Here is a 25,172-nt window from a genome sequence, read left to right as displayed (position 1 = left end):
GCCGGAGCCCTCCTCTGCGCGCTGTACGGGCGCCGCGACGCGCGGCTCGTCACGCCCGAGGGGGTGCGGTCCGGCGCCGCTGCGGCGGCACGGCCGGGAGCGTGAACCAGACCGCCTTGCCGTGCGCGGTGGGGCGGTGGCCGCAGTCGTCGCTGAGGGCGCGGATCAGGAGCAGCCCGCGGCCGTGCTCCTGCCAGGGGTCGACCTGGGTGCCGGGCTCGGGGCAGGGCAGCTCCCCGGGGGCGGCGGGCCGGCCGTCGTGGACCTCGATCTGACAGCCGCCGGGGGCCGGGAGGAGCTCCACGACCAGCTCGATGGGGCCGTCGCCCGCGGTGTGCTCGACGGCGTTGGCGACCAGCTCCGCGGTGAGCAGCTCCGCCGTGTCCCGGTCGGCGGCGCCCGTCCCGTCGCCCTCGATCTCGGCGAGGGCGCTCCGGACGAGCGCGCGGGCGAGCGGCACGGCGGCCGTCGTGTGCGGCAGCGCGATACGCCAGGAGGCGGGGCCTGAGACTTCGAACACGGCAGGGTTCCGTTCGGGCTCGGGGCGGGCGGTGGGGGACGTCCTGGTTTCAACCTTACGGAGCCAAAAATCGGGATCCAGAGGCGGTCGCCCGGGTTTCTGGGGACATGGGGCCGTAGGGGGACGGGACCTTTGCGGCGCACGGTCGACACCTCCTTTACGGGGGTCGCCCGGCCCCTCCTCGTATCGCGTAGTCGTGACGACAGTCACAACAGAGTGATACCCTCTTCGTGGTGATGCCGTACCCGTACGTGCACACGACAGGGAGGCCGTCCCGAATGAGCCCCTTCACCGGCTCCGCGAGCCGCACCGAACGCTGGCGGCACCTGCGCCTCACCGTCGACGACGGAGTCGCCACGATCACCCTCGCCCGCCCCGAGAAACTCAACGCCCTCACCTTCGGCGCCTACGCCGACCTGCGCGACCTGCTCGCCGAGCTCTCCCGGGAACGGGCCGTGCGCGCCCTCGTCCTCGGCGGCGAAGGGCGCGGATTCTGCTCCGGCGGCGACGTCGACGAGATCATCGGCGCCACCCTCTCCATGGACACCGCCCAGCTCCTCGACTTCAACCGGATGACCGGCCAGACCGTGCGCGCGCTGCGCGAATGCCCCTTCCCGGTCATCGCCGCCGTCCACGGCGTCGCCGCCGGCGCCGGTGCGGTCCTCGCCCTCGCCGCGGACTTCCGGGTCGCCGACCCCACCGCCCGCTTCGCCTTCCTCTTCACCCGCGTCGGCCTGTCCGGCGGCGACATGGGCGCGGCCTATCTGCTGCCCCGGGTCGTCGGCCTCGGGCACGCCACCCGCCTCCTGATGCTGGGCGAGCCGGTCGGCGCCGCCGAGGCCGAGCGCATCGGACTGCTCAGCGAGCTGACCGAGGAGGGCGCCGCGGACACCCGCGCCGCCGCCCTCGCCCGCCGCCTCGCCGAGGGCCCCTCGCTCGCCCACGCCCAGACCAAGGCCCTGCTCACCGCCGAGCTCGACATGCCGCTCGCCGCCTCCGTCGAGATGGACGCCGCCACCCAGGCCCTGCTCATGCACGGCGAGGACTACGCCGAGTTCCACGCCGCCTTCACGGAGAAACGCCCCGCGAAGTGGCGGGGGCGATGACCGTGCGGCCCAGGGACGGCCGTACCGCGCCGGGCGGCACCGCCGCGGCACGGCCGGGGACGGAGCGGCCCCCGGACCCCCTCCGCGTCGCCGTCGTCGGCGGCGGCCCCGGCGGCCTCTACGCCGCCGCGCTGCTCAAGCGCGGCGACCCGGACCGGCAGGTCACCGTCTGGGAGCGCAACGCCCCCGACGACACCTTCGGCTTCGGCGTCGTCCTCTCCGACGAGACCCTCGGCGGCATCGAGCACGCCGACCCCGAGGTGTACGCCGAGCTGAGCGCCGCCCTCGTCCGCTGGGACGACGTCGACATCGTCCACCGCGGCCACCTCCTCACCTCCACCGGACACGGCTTCGCCGCCCTCGGCCGCCGCCGGCTCCTGGAGATACTCCAGGACCGCTGCGCCGGCCTCGGCGTCGACCTCCGCTTCCGCACCGAGGCCCCGCCCGCCGCCGAACTCGCCGCCACCCACACCCTCGTGGTCGCCGCCGACGGCGTGCACAGCCGCACCCGCCAGGCCCACGCCGAGGTCTTCCGGCCCACCCTCACCCCGCACCGCTGCCGCTACATCTGGCTCGCCGCGGACTTCGCCCTCGACGCCTTCCGCTTCGAGATCGCCGAGACCGAGTACGGCGTGATGCAGATGCACGCCTACCCCTTCGCCCGCCCGTCACCCGACCACCACCCCTCGACGAGGGCCGCCGGGCCGCGGAGTCATTCCGGCGCCTCCACCGTCATCGTCGAGATGCGCGAAGAGGTCTGGCGGGCCGCCGGGTTCGACGAACTCGACGAGGCCGAGTCCACCGCCCGCTGCGCCAAGATCTTCGCCGAGGCGCTGGGCGGCCGCGCCCTGCGCTCCAACAACTCCGCCTGGACCGCGTTCCGCACCCTCGTCAACGCCCGCTGGTCCCACGGCAACACCGTCCTGCTCGGCGACGCCGCCCACACCGCGCACTTCTCCATCGGCTCCGGCACCAAGCTCGCCATCGAGGACGCCGTCGCCCTCGCCGCCCACGTCGACGCCCACCCCGCCCTCCCCGAAGCCCTCGCCGCCTACGAGGCCGAGCGCCGCCCCGTCGTCGAGTCCACCCAGCGCGCCGCCGCCGCCAGCCTGCGCTGGTTCGAGGAGCTGGCCGGACAACTCGACCGCCCACCGCGCCAGTTCGCCTTCAACCTGCTCACCCGCAGCCGCCGCGTCACCCACGACAACCTGCGGCTGCGCGACCCCGCCTTCACCGACTCCGTCGAGCGCGAGTTCGGCTGCCCGCCCGACACCCCGCCGATGTTCACCCCGTTCCGGCTCCGCGGCCTCACCCTGCGCAACCGGGTCGTCGTCTCGCCCATGGACCAGTACGTCGCCCAGGACGGCATCCCCGGCGACTTCCACCTCGTCCACCTCGGCGCCCGCGCCCTCGGCGGCGCCGGACTCGTCATGACCGAGATGGTCTGCGTGAGCCCACAGGGCCGGATCACCCCCGGCTGCGCCGGCCTGTGGGCCGACGAGCAGGCCGAGGCCTGGGCCCGGATCACCGCCTTCGCGCACGACGCCGCCCCCGGCACCGCGATCGGCGTCCAGCTCGGCCACGCCGGCCGCAAGGGCTCCACCCGGCTCATGTGGGAGGGCATCGACCAGCCCCTGCCCACCGGCAACTGGCCCCTCGTCGCCGCCTCCCCGCTGCCGTACCGGCCCGGCGTCAACCAGGTCCCCCAGGCCCTCGACCGGGCCGGACTCACCGCCGTACGCGAGGAGTTCACCGCCGCCACGCACCGGGCCGCCCGGGCCGGCTTCGACCTGCTCGAACTCCACTGCGCCCACGGCTATCTGCTCTCCGGCTTCCTCTCCCCGCTCACCAACCACCGCACCGACGCCTACGGCGGCGACCTCGCGGGCCGGCTGCGCTACCCCCTCGAAGTGTTCGACGCGGTACGCGAGGCGTGGCCGGCCGACCGACCCATGACCGTCCGCATCTCGGCCACCGACTGGGCCGAGGGCGGCACCACCGCCGAGGACGCCGTCGAGATGGCCCGCGCCTTCGCCGCCCACGGCGCCGACGCCATCGACGTCTCCACCGGACAGGTCGTCCCCGAGGAGCGCCCCGAATACGGCCGCTCCTACCAGGCCCCGTACGCCGACCGGATCCGCGCGGCCGTCGGCGTCCCGGTCATCGCGGTCGGCGCGATCTCCTCCTGGGACGACGTCAACTCCCTGCTCCTCGCGGGCCGCACCGACCTCTGCGCCCTGGCCCGCCCGCACCTCTACAACCCGCACTGGACCCTGCACGCCGCCGCCGAACAGGGCTACGAGGGCCCGGGCGCACCCTGGCCCGCCCCGTACCGCGCGGGCAGCCGCCGCCCGCCGACGGGCCGGAAGGACGCGTAGCGCCCCCCTCGCGGATCAGGCGGGCGGGCCCCAAGCCGCCCCCGCCGCCCGTACGAACTCCCCGCCCAGCGCGTGCAGCCGCTCGTGCAGGGCGGCGAAGACCTCGGCCGAGCGGCTGCCCGGCCAGTTCTCCGGCAGGAGTTCGAGGGGCAGGACCGGGTCCGCGTAGGGCAGCCGGCGCCAGGAGTCGAGGGCGAGGAGATACGCGCGGTAGGCCTCCTCCGGGCCCCCGGGCGCCGTCGACCAGGCGCGCAGCACCGGCTCGTGGGCGTCCAGGAACTCCTCGTGGAGCTTGGCGATGGACGGCAGGTCCCACCAGCGGGCCACCGCCTCGGCCGTCGGGGCGTAACCCAGGTGGTCGCCGCGGAACAGCTCCACATAGGCGGACAGCTCCAGCCGCTCCAGGGTGTGCCGGGTCTCCTCGTACAGCCGGGCCGGGGCGATCCACACACCGGGCGCCGCCGCGCCGAAGCCGAGCCTGGCCAGCCGGGAGCGCAGCAGATGCCGCTTGTGGCGCTCGGCCTCGGGGACCGAGAAGACGGCGAGGACCCAGCCGTCCGAGAGCCGGGGCTCGGTCCTTGCGTAGATCCGCCGGTCGCCGTCCTCCAGGAGCATCCGGGCGTCGTCCGACAGCGCGTACCCGGCGGCGCCGTCCGCCGTGCGCCCCGGCAGCAGCAGCCCGCGCCGCTTCAGCCGCGACACCGACGAGCGCACCGAGGGCGCGTCCACGCCGAGCACGCCGAGGAGCCGGATCAGCTCGGCCACCGGCATCGGCGCGCCGTCCGGCGACCGGCCGTACGCGCCGTACAGGGAGACGATCAGGGAACGGGGGGTGTGCTGCTCGGCCACGTGATCACTCTAGCCACGCGTCAGGCCGCGGCGTCCCGCAACCGGTACCGCTGGAGCTTGCCCGTCGCCGTCCGGGGCAGCGCGTCCAGGAAGACGATCTCGCGCGGCGACTTGTACGGGGCGAGCCTGGCCCGTACGAAGGCGCGCAGCGCCGCCGCCGTGGCCGCGTCGCGGGGGACCCCGGCGCGCATCACCGCGTACGCCACCACGATCTGCCCGCGCAGCTCGTCGGGGCGGCCCACCACCGCCGTCTCGACCACGTCCGGATGGGCGGCCAGGGCCTCCTCCACCTGGGGGCCGGCGATGTTGTACCCGGCCGAGATGATCATGTCGTCGGCGCGGGCGACGTAGCGGAAGTAGCCGTCGGGCTCGCGGACGTAGGTGTCGCCCGTGATGTTCCAGCCCTCGCGCACGTACTCCGTCTGGCGCGGGTCCGACAGATAGCGGCAGCCGACCGGGCCGCGGACCGCGAGCAGGCCCTCCTCGCCGTCGGGGAGCTCCCGGCCGTCGGGGCCCACGATCCTGGCCTGCCAGCCGGGGACGGGGCGCCCGGTCGTGCCGGGGCGGACGTCGCCGTCGGCGGCGGAGATGAAGATGTGCAGCAGCTCCGTCGCCCCGATGCCGTTGATCAGCCCGACGCCCGTCCGCTCGTGCCAGTCCTGCCAGGTCCTGGCGGGCAGGTTCTCGCCCGCGGAGACGCAGCGGCGCAGCGAGCCGAGGTCGTGGTCGCCCATCTCGTCCAGCATCACCCGGTACGCGGTCGGCGCCGTGAACAGGACCGACACCCGGTGCGCGTCGATCGCCGCGAGCAGCTGCTTGGGCCCCGCCTGCTCCAGCAGGACCGCGCACGCCCCGGCCCGCAGGGGGAAGACGACGAGCCCGCCGAGGCCGAAGGTGAAGCCGAGCGGCGGGGAGCCGGCGAAGACGTCGTCCGGCTCCGGGCGCAGGACGTGCGCGGAGAAGGTGTCGGCGATCGCCAGCACGTCCCGGTGGAAGTGCATGCACCCCTTGGGCCGTCCGGTGGTGCCGGAGGTGAAGGCGATCAGCGCCACGTCGTCGGCGGCGGTCGGCACGGCCTCGTAGCGCCCGGGCTTGCCGACGGCGAGGGTGAGCAGGTCGTCGGGTCCTTCACCGCCGAACGGGGTGATCCGCAGCCCCGGCACCCCGGCCCCGGCCAGCTCGTCCACCGCGCGGACATCGCACAGGGCGTGGCTGCAGCGGGCCATCTCGCACATGACCGCGAGCTCCCCGGCCCGGGCCTGGGCCAGGACGGTGACGGCGACGGCGCCCGCCTTCATCACGGCGAGCCAGCAGGCCGCGAGCCAGGGGGTGGTGGGGCCGCGCAGCAGGACCCGGTTGCCGGGGCGTACGCCCAGGTCCTCGCCGAGGACGTGGGCGATCCGGTCCACCCGCTCGCGGAGTTGACCGTAGGTCCACACACCGCCGTCCCCGTCGCGGAAGGCCGGCCGCCCGGCGCCGAATCGTTCCACCGTGCGGTCGAGCAGCTCGGCCCCGCAATTGAGCCGTTCGGGGTAGGCCAGCTCGGGCAGGTCGAGCAGCAGACGCGGCCACTGCTCGGCGGGCGGCAGATGGTCGCGGGCGAAGGTGTCCTGGTGGGCCGAGGGCGTCAGCTCCATGCGTCCGTCCCCCTGTCGGGTGGGATCGTCGTGGTGGGGTCGACCGTCGCCCAAGGAGCGTATCGTGATGGTGACGACAGTCAACGGTTCGCGATACGGCACCTTGGGGCCTTCCGCGACACCCACGGCGCCGGGGCGACCCGGGCGGCCCGGGTGACCCGGGCCGACCGGGTCGCCCGGCCCGGGCGGGGCGCGGCGTCCACGGACGCTGGGTCCGGCTGGGTCCGGTCGGGCCAGGCTCGGTCCGGTCCGGTCCGGTCCGGTCCGGCCAGGCTCGGTCCGACCAGGCTCGGTCCGGTTCGGTTCGGTCCGGCTCGGCTCGGTCCGGTCCGGTCCGGCTCGGTCCGACCAGGCCCGGCTCGGGCCGGCTCGGCTGGGTCCGGTCCGGTCCGGCCAGGCTCGGCTCGGCCCAGCTCGGCCCGGTCCGGCCAGGCTCGGCCCGGCTCGGCTCGGTCCGGCGGTCCGGCCCGGCTCGGCCCGGCTCGGCTCGGTCCGGCGGTCCGGCCCGGCTCGGTCCGGCGGTCCGGCCCGGCTCGGCCCGGCGGTCCGGCTCGGCCCGGTCCGGCCCGGCGGGGCCGGTCGGTCTGGCCGGGCCGGCGCCCGTGGGTGGTCCGGCAGGCCCTGCCGGGGCCGGCGCGCGAGCCGACGTCGGCGCGTGAGCGCGCCAGAGAGGGCTCCCACATGCCCGCATTCTCGCTCGACCCGGAACAGTCCACCTGGTGCGCGCGGCTGCGGACGCTCGCCGCCGAGCAGCTCAGGCCGCTCGCCGACAAGGGCGAGCCCGGCCGCGTCAACCGCCCCCTCGTCGCCGCCCTGGGCGAGCTCGGCCTGCTCGCCCGCCTCTTCGACTCCGGCGCCCTCGACCTGTGCCTGATGCGCGAGTCCCTCGCCCAGGCCTGCACCGAGGCCGAGACGGCGCTCGCCCTCCAGGGCCTCGGCGCCCACCCCGTCGCCGCCTTCGGCACCCCCGCCCAGCGCGAGCGCTGGCTCCCCGAGGTCGTCGCGGGCCGCGCCGTCGCCGCCTTCGCCCTCTCCGAACCGGGCGCCGGCTCCGACGCCGCCGCCCTCGCCCTGCGGGCCGTCCCCGACCCCGCGACGGGCGGCTGGCGCCTGCACGGCGAGAAACGCTGGATCTCCAACGCACCGGAAGCGGACTTCACCACGGTGTTCGCCCGGACGGGGGACGAGAACGGCCCCGACGGCCCCCACGGCGCCCGCGGCGTCACCGCCTTCCTGGTCCCCGCCGACCGGCCCGGCCTCACCGGCGAACCCCTGGACATGCTCGCCCCGCACGCCATCGGCGGCCTCGCCTTCGACGGCGTCCCCGTCGGACCCGAGGACCTCCTGGGGGAGCCGGGGCAGGGCTTCAGGGTCGCCATGAACACCCTCAACCTGTTCCGGCCCAGCGTCGGCGCCTTCGCCGTCGGCATGGCCCAGGCCGCCCTCGACGCGACCCTCGCCCACACCGCCGCCCGCCCCGCCTTCGGCGGCGTCCTCGCCGACCTCCAGGCCGTCGCCCACCAGGTCGCCGAGATGGGCACCCGTACCGAGGCCGCCCGGCTGCTCGTCTACGCGGCGGCCGAGGCCCACGACCGCGGCGACCCCGACGTGCCGCGCCGCGCCGCCATGGCGAAGCTCCTCGCCACCGAGACCGCGCAGTACGTGGTCGACGCCGCCGTCCAGCTGCACGGCGCACGCGCCCTCCAGCGCGGGCACCTGCTGGAGCACCTCTACCGGGAGGTACGGGCCCCGCGCATCTACGAGGGCGCGACCGAGGTCCAGCGCACGATCATCGCCAAGGAGCTGTACCGGCACGTGACCAAGCCCACGGAACCGCCGGTATGCGCGGACCCCGCCCGGGCAGGAGTCGCCTCATGAGCCTGCACCGCCACAACCCCGCCGACCTCTCCCCGCCCACCGGCTTCAGCCACGCCGTCACCGCCACCGGGAGCCGGCTCGTCTTCCTCGCCGGGCAGACCAGCCTCGACCGCGACGGCAAGGTGACGGGCGAGACCCTGCCCGAGCAGTTCGAGACCGCGCTCGGCAACCTCCTCACCGCGCTCCGCCACGCCGGCGGCTCACCGGCCGACCTCGCCCGGCTCACCGTCTACGCCACCGACGTAGCCGACTACCGGCTGCACGCGTCCGAACTCGGCCGCATCTGGGAGCGGTTGGCGGGCCGTGACTATCCGGCGATGGCCGTCATCGGCGTCGTACGCCTGTGGGACGATCAGGCCCTCGTGGAGGTCGACGGGTTCGCCGTCCTGGAGTGACGGGCCCGGCGCGGCCGTCACGAAGATCAACTGGTCACGTGCGGGGGCCGGGCTTAGGGTCGAAAGGTGGACCGACCGGCCCGCGGCCCCCTCAGGTGAGGGCGCGATGCGCCATGAGTACACCCAAGCCGACCACCCCGCAGCAGACCGTCGCCCCCCAGAAGAGCGGCGACGGCAAGGGCATCGCCCTGTTCGTGATCGCCTCCTGCCAACTGATGGTCGTCCTCGACATCACCATCGTGAACATCGCGCTCCCGCACATCCAGAGCGCGCTCGGCTTCTCCACCACCAGCCTGTCCTGGGTGGTCAACGCCTACACGCTGACCTTCGGTGGACTGCTGCTCCTCGGCGGCCGGGCCGGCGACATCCTGGGCCGGCGCCGGGTCTTCATCTTCGGCGTCCTGCTCTTCGGACTCGCCTCCCTGCTCGGCGGGTTCGCCCAGGAGGAGTGGCAGCTGCTGGCCGCCCGCGCCCTCCAGGGCGTCGGCGGCGCCATCGCCTCTCCGACCTCGCTGTCCCTGATCACCACCACCTTCGACGAGGGTCCCGAACGCAACCGCGCCTTCGGCGTGTTCGCGGGCGTCTCGGCCGCCGGCGGCGCGATCGGACTGCTGGCCGGCGGTCTGCTCGTCGAGTGGCTGAACTGGCGCTGGGTCTTCTTCGTGAACGTGCCGATCGCCGTGGTGATCGCCTTCCTCACCCCGCGCCACGTCAAGGAGTCCGAACGCCACCCCGGCCACTTCGACATCGCCGGCGCGCTCACCTCGACACTCGGCATGGTCGCGCTCGTCTACGGCTTCATCCGCGCCGCGCAGGAGGGCTGGCGGGACCCCTACACCCTGGCCTCGTTCGGGACCGCCGTCGTCCTGCTGGTCGCGTTCGTCCTGGTGGAGCGGCGCTCCCGGCAGCCGATCACCCCGCTGCACATGTTCGCCGACCGCAACCGGTCCGGCACGTACGGCATCATGCTCTGCCTCGCCGCGGCGATCTTCGGGATGTTCTTCTTCCTCACCCTCTTCGTCCAGAACGTCCTGGGCTTCAGCCCGCTCGAGGCCGGACTCGCCTTCCTCCCGGTCAGCGCCGTGATCGCGGTCCTCGCCGGGGTCACCTCCCAGCTGCTGCCCCGCTTCGGGCCCAAGCCCTTCATGGTGGCCGGTTCGATCTGCCTGGCCGCGGGCCTGTCCTGGCTGACCCTGACCGACGTCGACTCCACCTATGCCGGCAGCATCCTCGGCCCGATGCTGGTGCTCAGCGCCGGCATGGGCATGATGTTCGTCTCGCTGACCCTGATGGCCCTCTCCAACGTCGCCCCGCACGAGGCGGGCGCCGCCTCCGGACTGCTCAACGCGACCCAGCAGGTGGGTGGTTCGCTCGGCCTGTCCATCCTGGTCACCGTCTTCGGCACCGCCAGCCGCAACGAGGCCGACACACAGGTCCCCGCCTTCCTCTCGCAGGCGAACCCCCTGGAGAAGGCCCAGTTCGCCAAGACCGGCCAGCTCCCCAAGTCCTTCGCCGACCAGGTCCTGACCAGCGGCGTCACCGCCGGATTCATCGTGGCGGCGGCCTTCGCGGTGGTCGCCTTCCTGATCTCCGTCTTCGCGATCCAGGTCCGCCCCTCGGACATCGAACGGCTCAAGGGCGGCGGAATGATGCCGGGCGCGGGCGGCTGACCGGGCCGCCGGCCGGCATCGAGCGCGCCGCCCCGCCGGGCAATGAGATAGTGACCGGCAGCAGTCGACAGCGGGGCGGACGGGGGATTCGAAGACATGCGCGATCCGTTGGAGCAGGTGGAACTCACCGCGGCGGTACAGGGCCTGAGGGACCAGCTGATGTCGTCCATGGAAGCCGCCGACGGCCAGCGCGTCAGGTTCGAGGTCGACGAGATCACCCTCGACTTCTCGGTCGAGGTGCGGCGCGACGCCACGGCCAAAGCCGGGTTCAAGGCATGGCTGGTCACCGGCGACGCCCAGGTGGGGGTGGCGCGGAACGCCGTCCACAAGGTGTCGGTGAAGCTGAAGCCCAAGGACTCCGCCAACGGCGCGGCGATCGAGATCGGCAACCAGGCCGAGGTCGACATGAGCGACTTCGGGCATCCGTCCGGACTGCGCGGCGGATGAGCGCCCGGTCCGTCGAGCGCATCGCCATCGTCCAAGGGGCCCGGCAGGGCAGCGGCTTCCTGCTGGACGCCCGCCTGGTGCTCACCTCCGCCCACCTCTTCGAGGACGAGCGGGGGACCGCCCGGGTCGCCGTACCGGGCGGAACGGGCACCCACGGCTGCCGCCTGGTGTGGCGCCGTCACGACGAGGCGTGCGACGCGGCCCTGCTGGAGGCGGACGAGGACCTGGTCAGGGACGCCACGAGCTGCCGGATCTCCGAGGTGCGGTGGGGGAGGATCTCCGGCCTGGCCGCCTGGGAGAACTGCGAAGCGGTGGGCTACCCGCGGATCGCGCTCCGGGACGGGACGCGACCGGACACCGAACAGATCGTGGGGACGGTGAAGCCCGGATCGTCCGTCCTGCGCGGCCGCTACGTCCTGGACGGCTCCCACGCCCCGCCGCCCCCGGCCGCCACCCCCGGCGAATCGCCGTGGCAGGGGATGTCGGGCGCCGCGCTCTTCGCCGGCGACCACCTGATCGGCGTGGTCTCCGGGGATCCCGCGCAGTGGGGCCACGCGCGGCTTGAGGCCGTGCCCCTCTCCGTCGTCGTCGCCGACGCCGGCTTCCGCCGGGCGGTGGAAGCGGCCACCGGGCTGCGGCCCGAGATGGTGGAGATCACCAGGCGGGCGCCGGAGGCGGTCCACGAGACGTACGCCTCCCCCGCGGAGGGCGACTGGCGTCCCGTCGCCGGCGCCGACCCGGCGTCGTTCGGCGTCCACCGCGCACCGGACGCCGCCGGCCACGCGGACGTCGTGCCGTACGTGCCACGCTCCGTCGACGCACAAGTGGACGCCCGAATGAGGGCGTTGGCCGAATCGGGCGGCATGCTGCTGCTGACCGGGGACTCCGCCGCGGGGAAGTCGAGGACCCTGTTCGAAGCCATGGTCAGGAACCTTCGGGACCGGTCCGTCTGCACGCCCGACCCCGACGCCGACCTGTCCTTCCTGGACGCCCCCTCCGGCGGCGGCCACGAGGAGGTCGTCTGGCTCGACGACCTGCACACCTATCTGCGCTCCGACGGGCTGACGCCGTCCCTGCTCGACCGGCTGGTCCGCCGCGGCACGATCGTGCTCGCCACCCTCCGCACCGAGTTCCACGAGCACTACACGGACGAGGGGGACGGCCCCTCGCTCGCACGCGGCACCGGACCGCGCCTGCCCTCCTCGCCGGGCAGGGTGATCCGTTCGGCGCACCACATCACCCTGGACCGGATCTGGACCGACGACGAGCGGCGCGCCGCCTCCGCCCACGCGGACCCGCGCATCGCCGCGGCACTCGACGCCGACCGGGCCCACGGGGTGGCGGAGTACCTGGCGGCGGGGCCGCAGGTCCTCGCGCTGTGGAAGTCCGCCTCGCGGGTGAAGGGCAACCCGCGCGGTGCGGCGCTCGTCGCCGCCGCCGTCGCCCTCGCGCGTACGGGCGTGGACACCGCGCTGCCGCCGGAGTCCCTGGAACGCCTCCACACCCACTTCCTCGACCGGGCGGGCGGCCCCGCGCTGCGTCCGGAGGACCTGGCGGAGGCGTGGGACTGGGCCTCCCGGATCGTGCTGGGGGTGACCAGCCCGCTGGTCCCGGCCCGGGGCGGAACGTGGAAGCCGTTCGACTACCTCGTGTCCGACGCCGCCCGCCGCTCCCGTCCGAACGAGCTCCCGGAACACGTGTGGGACGAGGCCCTGCGCATCGTGGACGACACGCGCCGGGTGCTGGTGGCGACCGTGGCCAGGGTGGCGGGCCGGCCGGACGTGGCCAAGGAGGCGCTCCGCCCCCTCGCGGAGGCGGACGAACCCGACGGCCTCATCAACCTCGGGGCGCTGCTCGCCGCGGAGCAGGACTACGAGGGTGCCGCCCGCTGCTTCGAGCGCGCCTGGTCCCTGGGCGATGCCACCGGCGCCCACAACATGGGGGCGCTGTCCTTCGCACGGGGCGATCTCCAGGCGGCACGGCGGTGGTACGAGCAGGCGGTCGAGGGTGGGGAGCCCGAGTCGATCGGCGCCCTCGGCCTGGTGCACGAGAAGCTGGGCGACGAGGACGAGGCGGTATCGCTCTGGAAGCGCGGTACGGAAGCCGGTGACCCAGGGAGCGCCCTGCACTACTCGGACTGGCTCAGGTCGCAGTGGGAGTCGGACGAGGCCGTGGCGGCCCTGAAGGTCGCCGCGGACGGCGAGTTGCCGCTCGCGGCGCTCTCGTACGCCGGCGTCCTGCTGCGCGGGGAGGACCCCGACACGGCGAACGCGTACGTCGCGCGCGCCTACGAGACGGCCGTCGGCCAGGGGAACCTGGGGGACCCCATCGGCTGCCTGCTGGCCGGCGTGACCGCGTACTCCTTCGGCGACGTGCGGCTGGGGGAGGAGTGGTGGAACCGCGCACGCGAGCACGGACAGCGGATGGACTGGGTGGTCCTGGAGGCGGCGGAGGACCGCGACGGACTCGCGCACCTGGCCGTCAGCCAGGAGACCCTGGACAGGCTCGGCGACGACGAGGTCCGTGCCCTCATGCGACTGCTCTGGGCCGGCGACTGCCAGGACTGCGGATACCCGCTGGGCGACGGGGTCCCGGCCCTCTACGTGGACGATCAGATCAGCCGGGCCGAAGCGAGGCTCTTCCACTTCGGACCGTGCCGCTATCCCACCTGGAACGACTCGGCCCCGATCAACGTGGCAGCAGGGGCGGGCATCAGCTGGAAGTCCTTCGCCGCCGCGTTGCCCGCGGGGCAGGAGGAAGACGTCCGGCTGGTACCCGCCTTCATCGTCAACCCCTCCCTGGAAGCGGCCCAGTTGGTCCGAAACGGGGACCGCTGGACGGCCACGGCCGCCTTCGGCCCCCGGTCGGCCGGAGCCGAAGCGCTCGACCTCCGGCCGCTGTGGTCCGGATTGCCGCCCAGGCTGTCCGACGGGCCCGCCTGGGCGTCGACCGGTCCGGGCGAGGTCGCCGTGGCGATGCTCGGCGACGTCTGGACCGCTCCGTCGACGCAGGAGTTCATCGCGCTGGTGCATCGGTACGGAGGCATGGTGCTCGTCGTGACGAGCACCGTCGGACCCGAGTCCCCGGCCTCCCCCGACACGGTGCGGGAGGTCCTGGAGTCCTGGGACGCGATGACACGATGGGTCCCGCTCCGCCCCGGGGCCTCGGGCTAGGGGCGGAGCGGGACCCGGACCCTATTGGTCCTAGATGTCCCGGAAGATCTCGATCTGCGCCCCCACCGAGTTGAGCCGCTCCGCGAGCTCCTCGTAACCCCGGTTGATGACGTAGACGTTGCGCAGCACCGAGGTGCCCTCCGCCGCCATCATCGCGAGGAGGACGACCACGGCCGGGCGCAGGGCCGGCGGGCACATCATCTCGGCGGCGCGCCAGCGGGTGGGGCCCTCGACCAGGACGCGGTGCGGGTCCAGGAGCTGGAGGCGGCCGCCGAGGCGGTTGAGGTCGGTGAGGTAGATGGCGCGGTTGTCGTAGACCCAGTCGTGGATCAGGGTCTTGCCCTGGGCGGTGGCCGCGATCGCCGCGAAGAAGGGGACGTTGTCGATGTTGAGGCCCGGGAAGGGCATCGGGTGGATCTTGTCGATCGGCGCCTCCAGCTTGGAGGGGCGGACCGTCAGGTCGACCAGGCGGGTGCGGCCGTTGTCCGCCGCGTACTCCGCCGAGCGGTCGTGGTCGAGGCCCATCTCCTCCAGGACCGCGAGCTCGATCTCCATGAACTCGATCGGGACCCGGCGGATCGTCAGCTCCGACTCCGTGACGACGGCAGCGGCCAGCAGGCTCATCGCCTCGACCGGGTCCTCGGAGGGGGAGTAGTCGACGTCGACGTCGATCTGCGGGACGCCGTGCACGGTGAGCGTGGTGGTGCCGATGCCGTCGACCCGTACGCCGAGTGCCTCCAGGAAGAAGCACAGGTCCTGGACCATGTAGTTGGAGGAGGCGTTGCGGATGACGGTCACCCCGTCGTGGCGGGCGGCCGCCAGGAGGGCGTTCTCGGTCACCGTGTCGCCGCGCTCGGTCAGCACGATCGGGCGGTCGGGGGAGACGGACCGCTCGACCTGCGCGTGGTACAGGTTGTCGGTCGCGGTGATCTCCAGGCCGAAGCGGCGCAGCGCGATCATGTGCGGTTCGATGGTGCGGGTGCCGAGGTCGCAGCCGCCGGCGTAGGGCAGCTTGAAGCGGTCCATGCGGTGCAGCAGCGGGCCGAGGAACATGATGATGGAGCGGGTGCGGATGGCCGCCTCGGCGTCGATCGACTCCATGTCCAGCTCGGTCGGGGGCACGATCTCCAGGTCGACGCCCTCGTTGATCCAGCGGGTGCGGACGCCGATGGAGTTGAGGACCTCCAGGAGCCGGAAGACCTCCTCGATGCGGGCGACCCGGCGCAGCACCGTGCGGCCCTTGTTGAGGAGCGAGGCGCACAGCAGCGCGACACAGGCGTTCTTGCTCGTCTTGACGTCGATGGCACCGGAGAGCCGGCGGCGGCCGACGACCCGCAGATGCATGGGGCCGGAGTAACCGAGAGAGACGATCTCGCTGTCGAGGGCTTCGCCGATCCGGGCGATCATCTCAAGGCTGATGTTCTGGTTGCCGCGCTCGATCCGGTTGACCGCGCTCTGGCTGGTTCCGAGCGCTTCGGCCAGCTGCGTCTGGGTCCAGCCGCGGTGCTGGCGGGCGTCACGGATGAGCTTGCCGATGCGTACGAGGTAGTCGTCTGCCATGGCGTCACGTTATCTCAGATATGAGATGAGGCCAGCGGTGGGGGTGGGCCATCAGGGTGACAGACTGTGGGCAACCGGGTGACGCGGTTCGTACAGCGCCAGTTCGGTCCCGCTCGGCAGCCGTACGGCGCCGACGAGGCCCCAGCCCTGGTCGCTGACGGGCCGTGAGACCTCCGCCCCGCGGTCCTCCAGCTCGGTCAGCGTCGCCCCGATGTCGTCGCACATGAGGTAGACCTCGTGCTTCGGCTCCCCGTCCGTGGGGTGCACGGCGACCTCGGCCGGCGGCAGCCTGAAGATGAGCCAGCCGCGCCCCGCGTCCACGTGGTCGAAGCCGAACACGTCCTTGAGGAACGTCCGGTCGGCTTCCGCGTCCCGGGTGTAGAGGATCACATGCGCGCCGCTGAACATATCCCGATCGTCGGCCTTCGGACCGGATTGCGCCATTTCTCCTGCGCTGTACGGGGGTCAGGACTCCCGCAGGCGTACGCGCTGGATCTGGCAGGCGAGCGTCCGGCGCGCCGAGGCCGGGCCGGTGCCGGTCCCGCCGGGGCCGGCGCCCTTCGCCGCCGGGGGCGGGACGTCGAGACCGCGGGCGATGCGGTCGTACGCGTGCCGGTACGCGGTGAATCGCGGGTGTCCGGCCAGCGCCGGGTCCCGCAGGTCCTCCTCCATCAGGCGCCGCAGCGCGTCCACGTTCTGGGGCGTGAACCGCTTCCGGCCGCGGGCCAGCTCATGCGCCAGGCGTGCGCAGCGGGCCCCGTCGCCGAGCGCCTCCGCGAGCTCCTCGGCCAGCCCCCACAGCCGCCCCTCCAGCCAGGGCGGGTCACCCTGGTCGAGCGACACGTCCGCCGCGCCACCGGCCCGCTCCTTCGCCACCTGCTTGGAGACGGCCGGCTGGCTCATTCCGGCGAGCCGCGCGAGCCGGTCCTGTGTCCAGCCGTGGCCGGCGAGGGTCTGGATCATCTCGGCGCGCAGCCGGCGCATCTCCTCGCCCGCGCGAATGACCTCGTTCATGCCCGCGAACATCTCCTCGACCTGAGCCTCGGTCAGGTCGCCGGCCGGACCGCCCAGCGCGTCCGTCACGCTCTCCTCGATCGCCACGCCTCGATTATGCCCTGGTTATGGCCGGGTGGGGGTCGGGGCTCGACGCGGGTCATAACCAGGTTGTACAACAGGGTTATGGACTTCTTCACCGCCCCGGACGGCACCCGCCTCGCCTACCGCCGCACCGGCAGCACCGGCACCGGCGGCACCGGCATACCGCTCCTCTGCCTCCCCGGCGGCCCCGCCGACTCCGCGTACCTCGGCGACCTCGGCGGGCTCTCTGCCCACCGCGCGCTCCTCGTCCCCGACCTCCGCGGCACCGGGCGCTCCGCCCTGCCCGCCGACCCCGCCTCCTACCGCTGCGACCGGCTCGTCGACGACGTCGAGGCCCTGCGCGCGCACCTCGGACTCGACCGGATCGACCTCCTCGGCCACTCCGCCGGGGCGAACCTCGCCGTCCAGTACGCCGCCCGCCACCCGCACCGCGTCCGCCGGCTCGCGCTCGTCACCCCGGGCACCCGTGCCGTCGGCATCGACATCACCGCCGGGGACCGCCTCGCACTCGCCCGGCGCCGCACGGCCGAGCCCTGGTTCCCGGCGGCCTACGCGGCTCTGGAGGCCATCAACGAGGGCACCGGCGCCGACTGGGCGGCCGTCGCGCCCTTCCGCTACGGCCGCTGGGACGAGGCCGCCCGGATCCACGAGGTCGTGAGCCGCCCGGCCAACCCGGAGGCGGTCGCCGGCTTCGCCGCGGACGGCGCCTTCACCCCCGGGGAGACCCGCGCCGCCCTCGCCCGCCTCGCCGCCCCGGTGCTCCTGCTGGCCGGCGCGTACGACCTCAACACCCCGCCCGAGGCGGCGGCCGCCTTCGCCGCCCTCTTCCCGTCGGCCGGGCTCGTCGTCCAGCCCGGCGCGGGCCACTACCCCTGGCTCGACGACCCGGACCTCTTCGCCTCGACCCTCCTGGGCTTCCTCGACGCGCCGTCGCACTGACATGATCTGCCCCCATGCACATGGGTGGGGATCACACACAGGACGCGGTCGCGCACGACGCCGCCGTCGTCGCCTTCGTCTACGAGCCGACCGAGGCCGACTACCGTGCCGCGGTCCGGCGCTTCACCTTCGGGACGCCGTCCGGGCTGGCGGGCCTGCTCGTGCCCGTGGTCCTGGGCCTGCTGCTCGTGGTGTACAACGCGTGGCGCCGCGGCCTCTCGCCGGTCACGACGGCCGTCATGGTGGCCGGTGCCCTGATCGCCCTGGCCGTCGTCATCCGGCGGGTCCTGGCGCGGGTCGCGCGCGACCAGTACGCCGGCGTGGCGGACTACGGCACCTGTACGACGGTCGTCGACGAGAACGGGATGACCACCACCGGCAACGGTCTGACCAGCAGCATCGACTGGCGGGCATTTCCCCGCCGCTTCGAGACCGACGAGCTCTTCGTCCTCATGCCCCGGCGGATGCGCGTCTACTTCGTGCTGCCCAAGCGGGGCGCCGCGGACCCCGCCGACGTGGACCGGCTGCGCGCCCTCTGCGCGACGAAGTCGTGACGGCCCCGGGGCATGCCGGGCATGACCGACCGCCGGTGATGTACTAGAGTTATCTCGACATCGAGATATCTGCCGAGGCGCACCGCAGCCGCCACCCCGGTAAGGGTTACCTAACTTAGCCTTACCTTAGCGGATCGACGACGAGTACGTGGCGGCAGGATGCGGTGGAACGCGCACATATATGAAGGAGACTGTCGTGTCGGCGAACAGCTTCGACGCCCGCGCCACGCTGCGCGTGGGTGACGAGTCGTACGAGATCTTCAAGCTGGACAAGGTCGAGGGCTCCGCCCGGCTGCCTTACAGCCTGAAGGTTCTCCTGGAGAACCTGCTCCGCACCGAGGACGGCGCGAACATCACCGCCGACCACATCCGGGCGCTCGGCAACTGGGACTCCCAGGCCCAGCCGAGCCAGGAGATCCAGTTCACGCCGGCGCGCGTGATCATGCAGGACTTCACCGGCGTGCCCTGCGTCGTCGACCTCGCCACCATGCGCGAGGCCGTCGCGGCCCTCGGCGGCGACCCGGCGAAGATCAACCCGCTCTCCCCGGCCGAGATGGTCATCGACCACTCCGTCATCGCCGACAAGTTCGGCACCCACGACGCGTTCGCGCAGAACGTCGAGCTGGAGTACGGCCGCAACAAGGAGCGCTACCAGTTCCTGCGCTGGGGCCAGACCGCCTTCGACGACTTCAAGGTCGTCCCCCCGGGCACCGGCATCGTCCACCAGGTGAACATCGAGCACCTGGCCCGCACGGTCATGGTCCGCAACGGCCAGGCGTACCCCGACACCCTCGTCGGCACCGACTCGCACACCACCATGGTCAACGGCCTCGGCGTGCTGGGCTGGGGCGTCGGCGGCATCGAGGCCGAGGCCGCCATGCTCGGCCAGCCGGTCTCCATGCTGATCCCGCGCGTCGTCGGCTTCAAGCTGACCGGCGAGCTGCCCACCGGCACCACCGCCACCGACCTGGTGCTCACCATCACCGAGATGCTGCGCAAGCACGGCGTCGTCGGCAAGTTCGTCGAGTTCTACGGTGAGGGCGTCGCCGCCACCTCCCTCGCGAACCGCGCCACCATCGGCAACATGTCGCCCGAGTTCGGCTCCACCGCCGCGGTCTTCCCGATCGACGACGAGACCCTGAACTACCTCAAGCTCACCGGCCGCTCCGAGCAGCAGGTCGCGCTCGTCGAGGCGTACGCCAAGGAGCAGGGCCTCTGGCTCGACCCGGCCGCCGAGCCCGACTTCTCCGAGAAGCTCGAGCTCGACCTCTCCACCGTCGTCCCGTCGATCGCCGGCCCGAAGCGCCCGCAGGACCGCATCGTCCTCGCGAACGCCGCCGAGCAGTTCAAGCAGGACGTGCGCAACTACGTCGACATGGTCGACGAGGCGGGCCAGGAGTCCTTCCCGGCCTCCGACGCCCCGGCCGTCACCAACGGCGTCCCGTCGAACCCGGTCCAGGTCACCGCCCCCGACGGCACGACCTACACGCTCGACCACGGTGCGGTGACGGTCGCGGCCATCACCTCCTGCACCAACACCTCGAACCCGTACGTCATGGTCGCCGCCGCGCTCGTCGCGAAGAAGGCCGTGGAGAAGGGCCTGACCCGCAAGCCGTGGGTCAAGACCACCCTCGCCCCGGGCTCGAAGGTCGTCACCGACTACTTCGACAAGGCGGGCCTGACCCCGTACCTCGACAAGGTCGGCTTCAACCTCGTCGGCTACGGCTGCACCACCTGCATCGGCAACTCCGGCCCGCTGCCGGAGGAGGTCTCCAAGGCCGTCAACGAGCACGACCTCGCGGTCACCTCGGTCCTCTCCGGCAACCGGAACTTCGAGGGCCGCATCAACCCCGACGTCAAGATGAACTACCTGGCCTCCCCGCCGCTGGTCGTCGCGTACGCCATCGCGGGCTCCATGAAGGTGGACATCACCAAGGACGCCCTCGGCGTGGACCAGGACGGCAAGCCGGTCTACCTGGCCGACATCTGGCCCTCGGAGTCCGAGGTCAACGACGTCGTCGCCAACGCCATCGGCGAGGACATGTTCGCCAAGTCCTACCAGGACGTCTTCGCCGGCGACGCCCAGTGGCAGGCGCTGTCGATCCCGACCGGCAACACCTTCGAGTGGGACGCCGAGTCGACCTACGTCCGCAAGCCCCCGTACTTCGAGGGCATGACGATGGAGACCACCCCGGTCACCGACATCACGGGCGCCCGCGTGCTCGCGAAGCTCGGCGACTCGGTCACCACCGACCACATCTCCCCGGCCGGTGCCATCAAGGCCGACACCCCGGCCGGCAAGTACCTCACCGAGCACGGTGTGGAGCGTCGTGACTTCAACTCCTACGGCTCGCGCCGAGGCAACCACGAGGTCATGATCCGCGGCACCTTCGCCAACATCCGCCTGCGCAACCAGATCGCGCCGGGCACCGAGGGCGGCTACACCCGCGACTTCACCCAGGCCGACGGCCCGGTGTCGTTCATCTACGACGCCTCGCAGAACTACCAGGCCGCCGGCATCCCGCTGGTCATCCTGGGCGGCAAGGAGTACGGCTCCGGCTCGTCCCGCGACTGGGCGGCCAAGGGCACCGCGCTCCTCGGCGTCAAGGCCGTCATCACCGAGTCGTACGAGCGCATCCACCGCTCGAACCTCATCGGCATGGGCGTCCTCCCGCTCCAGTTCCCGGCCGGCCAGTCGGCCGACTCGCTGGGCCTGACCGGCGAGGAGACCTTCTCCATCTCCGGCATCACCGAGCTGAACGAGGGCACGACCCCGAGCACGGTCAAGGTCACCACCGACACCGGTGTCGAGTTCGACGCGGTCGTCCGCATCGACACCCCCGGTGAGGCGGACTACTACCGCAACGGCGGCATCATGCAGTACGTGCTGCGCAACCTGATCCGCGGCTAGGGATCGGAAACGGAAAGGGCCCCCTCCCCGGTGGGGAGAGGGCCCTTTCCCGTGGCGTCAGCCCAGCAGCTCGATTTCGGCGAGTTCACCTCCCGAACCCGCCGCCACCAGCCGGTACCTCGCGTACGCACCCGGCGCGGCCACCGAGAACACCCGGGTCTGCCGGTCCCACGCGAACGGCTCGCCGTCCCGCCGGTCGAGGTCCTTCCACCTCACCCCGTCCGCCGAGCCCTGGAGCACCCAGCCCGCCGGCGCCTTCGCCCGGTCGGCCGACGAGGTCAGCGTGTACCGGACCGCCCTCACCGGGCCGGCCACCGGCAGCTCCACCGGGCCCACCACCGGGCCCGCCGTCGCCGAGGTGTCGTCGAAGAGCGGACCCGCGCCCCGGACAAGGTCCCCGCGCGGCGCGGGCACCTTGTCGTCCCTGGTGATCGAGACCGGGGCCGCCGCGGCGCCCGTACCCCACGCCGAGGGCTCCGGGCCCATGTCGAACCTCAGCACCCCGCCCTTCGCGAGCAGCTGGTGCGGCAGCGCGGTCGAGTTCCAGCGCTTCCCGTTCAGCCGCACGCCCTGGACGTAGAGGTTGCGGGCGCTGTTGCGCGGGGCCTCCACGACCAGCGTCCGGCCGTTGTCCATCCGCACCGTCGCCTTCCTGAAGAGCGGCGAGCCGATCGCGTACTCGCCACTGCCCATCACCAGCGGATAGAAGCCGAGCGCCGAGAACAGGAACCAGGCCGACTGCTCGCCGTTGTCCTCGTCCCCGTGGTAGCCCTGGCCGATCTCGCTGCCCGTGTACAGGCGCGAGAGGACCTCGCGGACCTTCTCGGCCGTCTTCCACGGCTGCCCGGCCGCGTCGTACATGTACGGCACGTGGTGGGCGACCTGGTTGGAGTGCCCGTACATGCCCATCCGCACGTCCCGGGCCTCCGTCATCTCGTGGATGACGCTGCCGTAGGAGCCGGCCACGTCGGGGCTCGCCGTCTCCGGCGTCGAGAAGTAGGCGTCCAGCTTCTTCGCCAGGCCCGCGCGCCCGCCGTACAGATTGGCCAGGCCCCGGGAGTCCTGCGGAGCGGTGAAGGCGTAGCCCCAGCCGTTCGTCTCCGTGTAGTCGTAGCCCCAGATCCGGGGGTCGTACGACGCCGACGGCACCCGCCAGGCGCCCTTCGCGTCCCGCCCCTGGAAGAAGCCGGCCTCGGCGTCGAAGAGCGAGACGTAGTTCCGGGCGCGGTCGAGGAAGTACGCCGACTCGTCCCGGTAGCGCTTCTTGCCGGTCTTCTCGTAGAGCGCCTCGCCCATCTTCGCGATGCCGTAGTCGTTCAGATAGCCCTCCAGGGACCAGGACAGGCCCTCGTGGGTCTCGGTCGACGCATAGCCGGTGAACGGCGAGGTCTCCATGCCCTTACGGCCCACGCCCCGGGTGGGCGGCACGACGGTGGCGTTCTTCAGCGCCGCCTCGTACGCCGCCTCCGCGTCGAAGTCCACGCCCTTCACGTACGCGTCCGCGAAGGCCACGTCCGAGGAGGTGCCGGTCATCAGGTCCGCGTAGCCGGGGGAGGACCAGCGGGAGATCCAGCCGCCGTCCTTGTACTGCTGCACGAAGCCGTCGACCAGCTCGCCCGCCTTGTCCGGGGTGAGGAAGGAGTAGGCCGGCCAGGTCGTGCGGTAGGTGTCCCAGAAGCCGTTGTTGACGTACGCCCTGCCGTCGACGATCTTCGCACCGGTCCTGGTCGGGGTGTCGGGACCGGCCGGGGCGGAGAAGGGGCTCGCGTACTTGTAGGTCGAACCGACCTTCTCGAAGCCGGAGTTGGGGTAGAGGTAGAGCCGGTAGAGGCTGGAGTAGAGGGTGACGAGCTGGTCGTGGGTCGCGCCCTCGACGGTGACCCGCCCGAGCACCTCGTCCCAGGCGTCCTGGGCCCGCTCCCGGACGGTGTCGAAGCCGGTGCCCTCCGGGATCTCGTCGGCGAGGTTCGCCTTCGCCTGCTCGACGGAGATCAGCGAGGTGGCGATCCGCAGGCCGACCGTGCGGTCCGCGCCCGGGTCGAAGCGGAAGTGGCCCTTCACCCCCTGCTCGGTCGCCTTCCCCGAGGCGGTGACCGGCGCGTCGAAGACGCCGTACACGAACATCCGGCCGGCCCCGGTGGACAGCCCGCTCTTCACGTCGGACCAGCCGCTGAAGGAGCTCGTCGCCGGGTCGAGGGTGAGGCCGCCCTGGTCGGTGACGTTGTCGAAGAGGACGCTCGCGTCGTCCCCGGGGTAGCTGAAGCGCATCGCCGCCGCGTGGTCGGCCGGGGCGATCTCCGCCTTGAGACCGTTCTCGAACGTGACGCCGTAGTAGTGCGGCCTCGCCGTCTCGTTCTCGTGCCGGAAGGGCAGCGCCCGGGCCGTCCGGTCGGCGGGCGGGGCGCCGGCTGCCGCCGAGGGCATCAGCTGGAAGGTCTGCCGGTCGCCCATCCACGGGCTCGGCTCATGGCTGGCGGACAGCGCCTGCAGCACGGGCAGGTTGTCGGCGTTGTTGCCGCGCGCGTACTCGTAGAGCCAGCTCTGGGAGGCCGAATTGGTCACCGGCGTCCAGAAGTTGAAGCCGTGCGGCACCGCGGTGGCGGGGAAGGTGTTGCCGCGCGAGAAGGAGCCGGAGGAGTTGGTGCCGCGGGTCGTCGAGGCGTAGTCGGAGAGCCGGTCGAGCGGCCGCGGCGGCGCCTTCGGGGCGAGCGAGACGTCGTCGATCCAGCCCTGGAACTTCCCCGGGCCCTTGGGGGAGTCGTACGCCACGAGGATCCGGTCGACGGTCTTCCCGTTCGCGACCTCGCCGATCCGGGCGGTGACCTGGTTCCACTGGTTGACGTAGAGGCGCTTGGCCGCGCCCTGGCCCTGCGGGGTGAGCGGCCCGCCGTGCGTGTCGGTGGCGCCGAGCTCGCTCAGATAGGTGCCGTCGGTGAAGGCCAGGTCGACGGAGACGTTCGTCGCGGGGTAGTCCAGGTCGGTCTCGGAGGCCGACATCGACGGGAAGATCCGGTACGCCAGCTCGGTGGAGCGGACGATCCGGATGTCGACGTCGAAGACCTTGTTGTACGAGAAGGCCCGGCCCCGGCCCTTGTGGGTGCCGGCGTAGCGCAGCGCCCGCTTGCCGGTGAAGCCGGCACCGGCCTTGGCGGTGGGGGAGCCGCTGGGGCCGCGGTCGACCTGGCTGCGCATCTCCTCGGGGACCGGCTGGGAGGTGTCCCCGTTCGAGAACTGAACGTCGGCGAGCTGGGTCAGGCCCGCGCCGGCGTTCCTGGTGATCTCCAGGCGGTAGTGGGCGTAGGCGGTGCCGCCACCGCCGGCGATGTCGTACGAGCGGGTCTCGAAGCGCTTGGCGAAGGCCTCGCCCGCGCGGGTGTCGAGGACCGTCCACTCCTTGCCGTCCGCCGAGCCCTTCAGGGTCCAGTCCCGCGGGTCGCGCTCGGCGGCGTCGTTGGCCGAGGTCATCGCGTACGTCGCGAGCTTCACGGGCGCGTCGAGGTCGAACTCGAGCCATGCGGTGGGCTCGAACACCAGCCACTTGGTGCCGGGCTGGAGGTCGACCAGGTTCTCCTTGACCTCGCCGGCGGCGGCGTGCTCACCGCTGGCGCGCAGGGCGGTCACCCGGTCGGTGACGTTGCCGGGGATGCCGGTGACGAAGCCGCCGTCCACCCCGCTCGTGCGCTTCTGTCCGTCGGGGCCGACTTCGACGGTGTTCCGCCAGGTCGGCTGGGTTTCGTCCGCTTCGAAGGAGTTCGTGAACTCCCGCGTGGAAGTGCCGAGTTGGTCCGATCGGCCCGGAAGTGCCTGAGCCACGCCGGGGGTGAGGCCCAGTACCAGTGCCGCCGAAGCCGCCAGAGAGACCGCTCTGAGGTGGGGACGCATGCCGTGTCGTCGCTCCTGCCGCTGATGTAGACAACGTTGTCATACTCGCCGAGCAAGTCCCCAGGAGAAGGCCAAGTGGCGTGATGTGTCAAGGGTGTTGACGGCAAAATCGGGGAGGAAACGGGGCAGAAACTCCTCGGATATCCCGCAGGTCTCAACTCGGAGACGACTGTCG

Annotated in this window: 17 protein-coding genes; 10 read left to right on the top strand and 7 right to left on the bottom strand. The window is 72.7% G+C overall.

Features of this window, described 5'->3' with window-relative positions; translation table 11 throughout:
* Positions 1-49 precede the first annotated feature (49 nt).
* Positions 50-520 (bottom strand): ATP-binding protein, encoded by a 471-nt coding sequence (locus ACH414_RS28530; protein ID WP_382545608.1) that lies wholly within the window; start codon positions 518-520, stop codon positions 50-52.
* Positions 521-798: 278 nt separating this feature from the next.
* Between ACH414_RS28530 and ACH414_RS28525 the strand changes: the two genes are divergently transcribed.
* Together ACH414_RS28525 and ACH414_RS28520 are read left to right on the top strand one after the other, a co-directional pair.
* The gene (locus ACH414_RS28525; protein WP_398943908.1) at positions 799-1,626 is read left to right on the top strand and encodes an enoyl-CoA hydratase family protein; all 828 of its coding nucleotides are present in this window, start codon (positions 799-801) and stop codon (positions 1,624-1,626) included.
* Positions 1,623-4,004: a bifunctional salicylyl-CoA 5-hydroxylase/oxidoreductase gene (locus ACH414_RS28520; RefSeq protein ID WP_398943906.1), complete on the top strand. Its 2,382-nt coding sequence runs from the start codon at positions 1,623-1,625 to the stop codon at positions 4,002-4,004. The genes ACH414_RS28525 and ACH414_RS28520 overlap by 4 nt, the downstream gene beginning before the upstream one ends.
* A 15-nt stretch (positions 4,005-4,019) precedes the next feature.
* On the opposite strand, the gene ACH414_RS28515 is transcribed toward ACH414_RS28520, so the two are convergent.
* Both ACH414_RS28515 and ACH414_RS28510 read right to left on the bottom strand, forming a co-directional pair.
* Positions 4,020-4,853, bottom strand: coding sequence for a PaaX family transcriptional regulator C-terminal domain-containing protein (locus ACH414_RS28515; protein WP_382545616.1), 834 nt, complete (start codon positions 4,851-4,853; stop codon positions 4,020-4,022).
* A 20-nt stretch (positions 4,854-4,873) separates the two neighbouring features.
* Positions 4,874-6,490 carry an AMP-binding protein gene (locus ACH414_RS28510; RefSeq protein ID WP_382545619.1) on the bottom strand — a complete coding sequence of 539 codons (1,617 nt, stop codon included), beginning with the start codon at positions 6,488-6,490 and terminating at the stop codon, positions 4,874-4,876.
* A 681-nt stretch (positions 6,491-7,171) separates the two neighbouring features.
* On the opposite strand from ACH414_RS28510, the gene ACH414_RS28505 reads away from it, so the two are divergent.
* From ACH414_RS28505 to ACH414_RS28485, 5 genes are all read left to right on the top strand, one after another.
* The gene (locus ACH414_RS28505; RefSeq protein ID WP_382545622.1) at positions 7,172-8,368 is read left to right on the top strand and encodes an acyl-CoA dehydrogenase family protein; all 1,197 of its coding nucleotides are present in this window, start codon (positions 7,172-7,174) and stop codon (positions 8,366-8,368) included.
* Entirely contained in the window at positions 8,365-8,763 is a 399-nt protein-coding gene (locus tag ACH414_RS28500) for a RidA family protein (protein WP_398943903.1), read from the top strand. Before ACH414_RS28505 ends, ACH414_RS28500 begins: the two co-directional genes overlap by 4 nt.
* 113 nt (positions 8,764-8,876) lie before the next feature.
* Positions 8,877-10,433 carry an MFS transporter gene (locus tag ACH414_RS28495; protein ID WP_382545627.1) on the top strand — a complete coding sequence of 519 codons (1,557 nt, stop codon included), beginning with the start codon at positions 8,877-8,879 and terminating at the stop codon, positions 10,431-10,433.
* A 96-nt stretch (positions 10,434-10,529) separates the two neighbouring features.
* Positions 10,530-10,880 carry a trypco2 family protein gene (locus ACH414_RS28490; protein WP_382545630.1) on the top strand — a complete coding sequence of 117 codons (351 nt, stop codon included), beginning with the start codon at positions 10,530-10,532 and terminating at the stop codon, positions 10,878-10,880.
* The gene (locus ACH414_RS28485) at positions 10,877-14,053 is read left to right on the top strand and encodes a tetratricopeptide repeat protein (RefSeq protein ID WP_398943901.1); all 3,177 of its coding nucleotides are present in this window, start codon (positions 10,877-10,879) and stop codon (positions 14,051-14,053) included. Before ACH414_RS28490 ends, ACH414_RS28485 begins: the two co-directional genes overlap by 4 nt.
* A 30-nt stretch (positions 14,054-14,083) precedes the next feature.
* Here ACH414_RS28485 and ACH414_RS28480 read toward each other — a convergent pair whose 3' ends face one another.
* Genes ACH414_RS28480 through ACH414_RS28470 form a run of 3 tightly spaced genes read right to left on the bottom strand, consistent with a single transcriptional unit; the run spans position 14,084 to position 16,714 of the window.
* Positions 14,084-15,613, bottom strand: a complete 1,530-nt coding sequence (locus ACH414_RS28480; protein WP_398943900.1) for a helix-turn-helix domain-containing protein — start codon at positions 15,611-15,613, stop codon at positions 14,084-14,086.
* Positions 15,614-15,664: 51 nt separating this feature from the next.
* Positions 15,665-16,021 carry a VOC family protein gene (locus ACH414_RS28475; protein WP_382545638.1) on the bottom strand — a complete coding sequence of 119 codons (357 nt, stop codon included), beginning with the start codon at positions 16,019-16,021 and terminating at the stop codon, positions 15,665-15,667.
* Between the two features lie 57 nt (positions 16,022-16,078).
* Positions 16,079-16,714 carry a sigma-70 family RNA polymerase sigma factor gene (locus ACH414_RS28470; RefSeq protein ID WP_382545641.1) on the bottom strand — a complete coding sequence of 212 codons (636 nt, stop codon included), beginning with the start codon at positions 16,712-16,714 and terminating at the stop codon, positions 16,079-16,081.
* Between the two features lie 78 nt (positions 16,715-16,792).
* On the opposite strand from ACH414_RS28470, the gene ACH414_RS28465 reads away from it, so the two are divergent.
* The 3 genes from ACH414_RS28465 to acnA all read left to right on the top strand — a co-directional run bounded on the left by ACH414_RS28465 (position 16,793) and on the right by acnA (position 21,115).
* Complete coding sequence (locus ACH414_RS28465; RefSeq protein ID WP_398943898.1) at positions 16,793-17,650, top strand: alpha/beta fold hydrolase; 858 nt, start codon at positions 16,793-16,795, stop codon at positions 17,648-17,650.
* 14 nt (positions 17,651-17,664) lie between these two features.
* Complete coding sequence (locus ACH414_RS28460) at positions 17,665-18,204, top strand: YcxB family protein (protein WP_386567328.1); 540 nt, start codon at positions 17,665-17,667, stop codon at positions 18,202-18,204.
* A gap of 196 nt (positions 18,205-18,400) precedes the next feature.
* The gene (gene acnA, locus ACH414_RS28455; RefSeq protein WP_382545649.1) at positions 18,401-21,115 is read left to right on the top strand and encodes an aconitate hydratase AcnA; all 2,715 of its coding nucleotides are present in this window, start codon (positions 18,401-18,403) and stop codon (positions 21,113-21,115) included.
* A 57-nt stretch (positions 21,116-21,172) separates the two neighbouring features.
* Here the strand turns inward: acnA and ACH414_RS28450 are convergent, their stop codons facing one another.
* Positions 21,173-24,997, bottom strand: coding sequence for a GH92 family glycosyl hydrolase (locus ACH414_RS28450; RefSeq protein WP_398943895.1), 3,825 nt, complete (start codon positions 24,995-24,997; stop codon positions 21,173-21,175).
* Positions 24,998-25,172: the final 175 nt, after the last annotated feature.

Source organism: Streptomyces sp. NPDC020422 (assembly GCF_044386705.1).
Taxonomy (GTDB): domain Bacteria; phylum Actinomycetota; class Actinomycetes; order Streptomycetales; family Streptomycetaceae; genus Streptomyces.
Note: the sequence above shows the minus strand (reverse complement) of the source record. Positions and strands in the feature narration are given on the sequence as shown.

What these genes read in the sequence shown, in the direction of transcription:
- ACH414_RS28475 (WP_382545638.1), bottom strand. Translation starts at nt 16,021, where the DNA reads ATGTTCAGCGGCGCGCATGTGATCCTCTACACCCGGGACGCGGAAGCC.
- ACH414_RS28490 (WP_382545630.1), top strand. Translation starts at nt 10,530, where the DNA reads ATGCGCGATCCGTTGGAGCAGGTGGAACTCACCGCGGCGGTACAGGGC.
- ACH414_RS28520 (WP_398943906.1), top strand. Translation starts at nt 1,623, where the DNA reads ATGACCGTGCGGCCCAGGGACGGCCGTACCGCGCCGGGCGGCACCGCC.
- ACH414_RS28525 (WP_398943908.1), top strand. Translation starts at nt 799, where the DNA reads ATGAGCCCCTTCACCGGCTCCGCGAGCCGCACCGAACGCTGGCGGCAC.
- ACH414_RS28460 (WP_386567328.1), top strand. Translation starts at nt 17,665, where the DNA reads ATGCACATGGGTGGGGATCACACACAGGACGCGGTCGCGCACGACGCC.
- ACH414_RS28495 (WP_382545627.1), top strand. Translation starts at nt 8,877, where the DNA reads ATGAGTACACCCAAGCCGACCACCCCGCAGCAGACCGTCGCCCCCCAG.
- ACH414_RS28505 (WP_382545622.1), top strand. Translation starts at nt 7,172, where the DNA reads ATGCCCGCATTCTCGCTCGACCCGGAACAGTCCACCTGGTGCGCGCGG.
- ACH414_RS28485 (WP_398943901.1), top strand. Translation starts at nt 10,877, where the DNA reads ATGAGCGCCCGGTCCGTCGAGCGCATCGCCATCGTCCAAGGGGCCCGG.
- ACH414_RS28510 (WP_382545619.1), bottom strand. Translation starts at nt 6,490, where the DNA reads ATGGAGCTGACGCCCTCGGCCCACCAGGACACCTTCGCCCGCGACCAT.
- ACH414_RS28500 (WP_398943903.1), top strand. Translation starts at nt 8,365, where the DNA reads ATGAGCCTGCACCGCCACAACCCCGCCGACCTCTCCCCGCCCACCGGC.
- ACH414_RS28450 (WP_398943895.1), bottom strand. Translation starts at nt 24,997, where the DNA reads ATGCGTCCCCACCTCAGAGCGGTCTCTCTGGCGGCTTCGGCGGCACTG.
- ACH414_RS28465 (WP_398943898.1), top strand. Translation starts at nt 16,793, where the DNA reads ATGGACTTCTTCACCGCCCCGGACGGCACCCGCCTCGCCTACCGCCGC.
- ACH414_RS28480 (WP_398943900.1), bottom strand. Translation starts at nt 15,613, where the DNA reads ATGGCAGACGACTACCTCGTACGCATCGGCAAGCTCATCCGTGACGCC.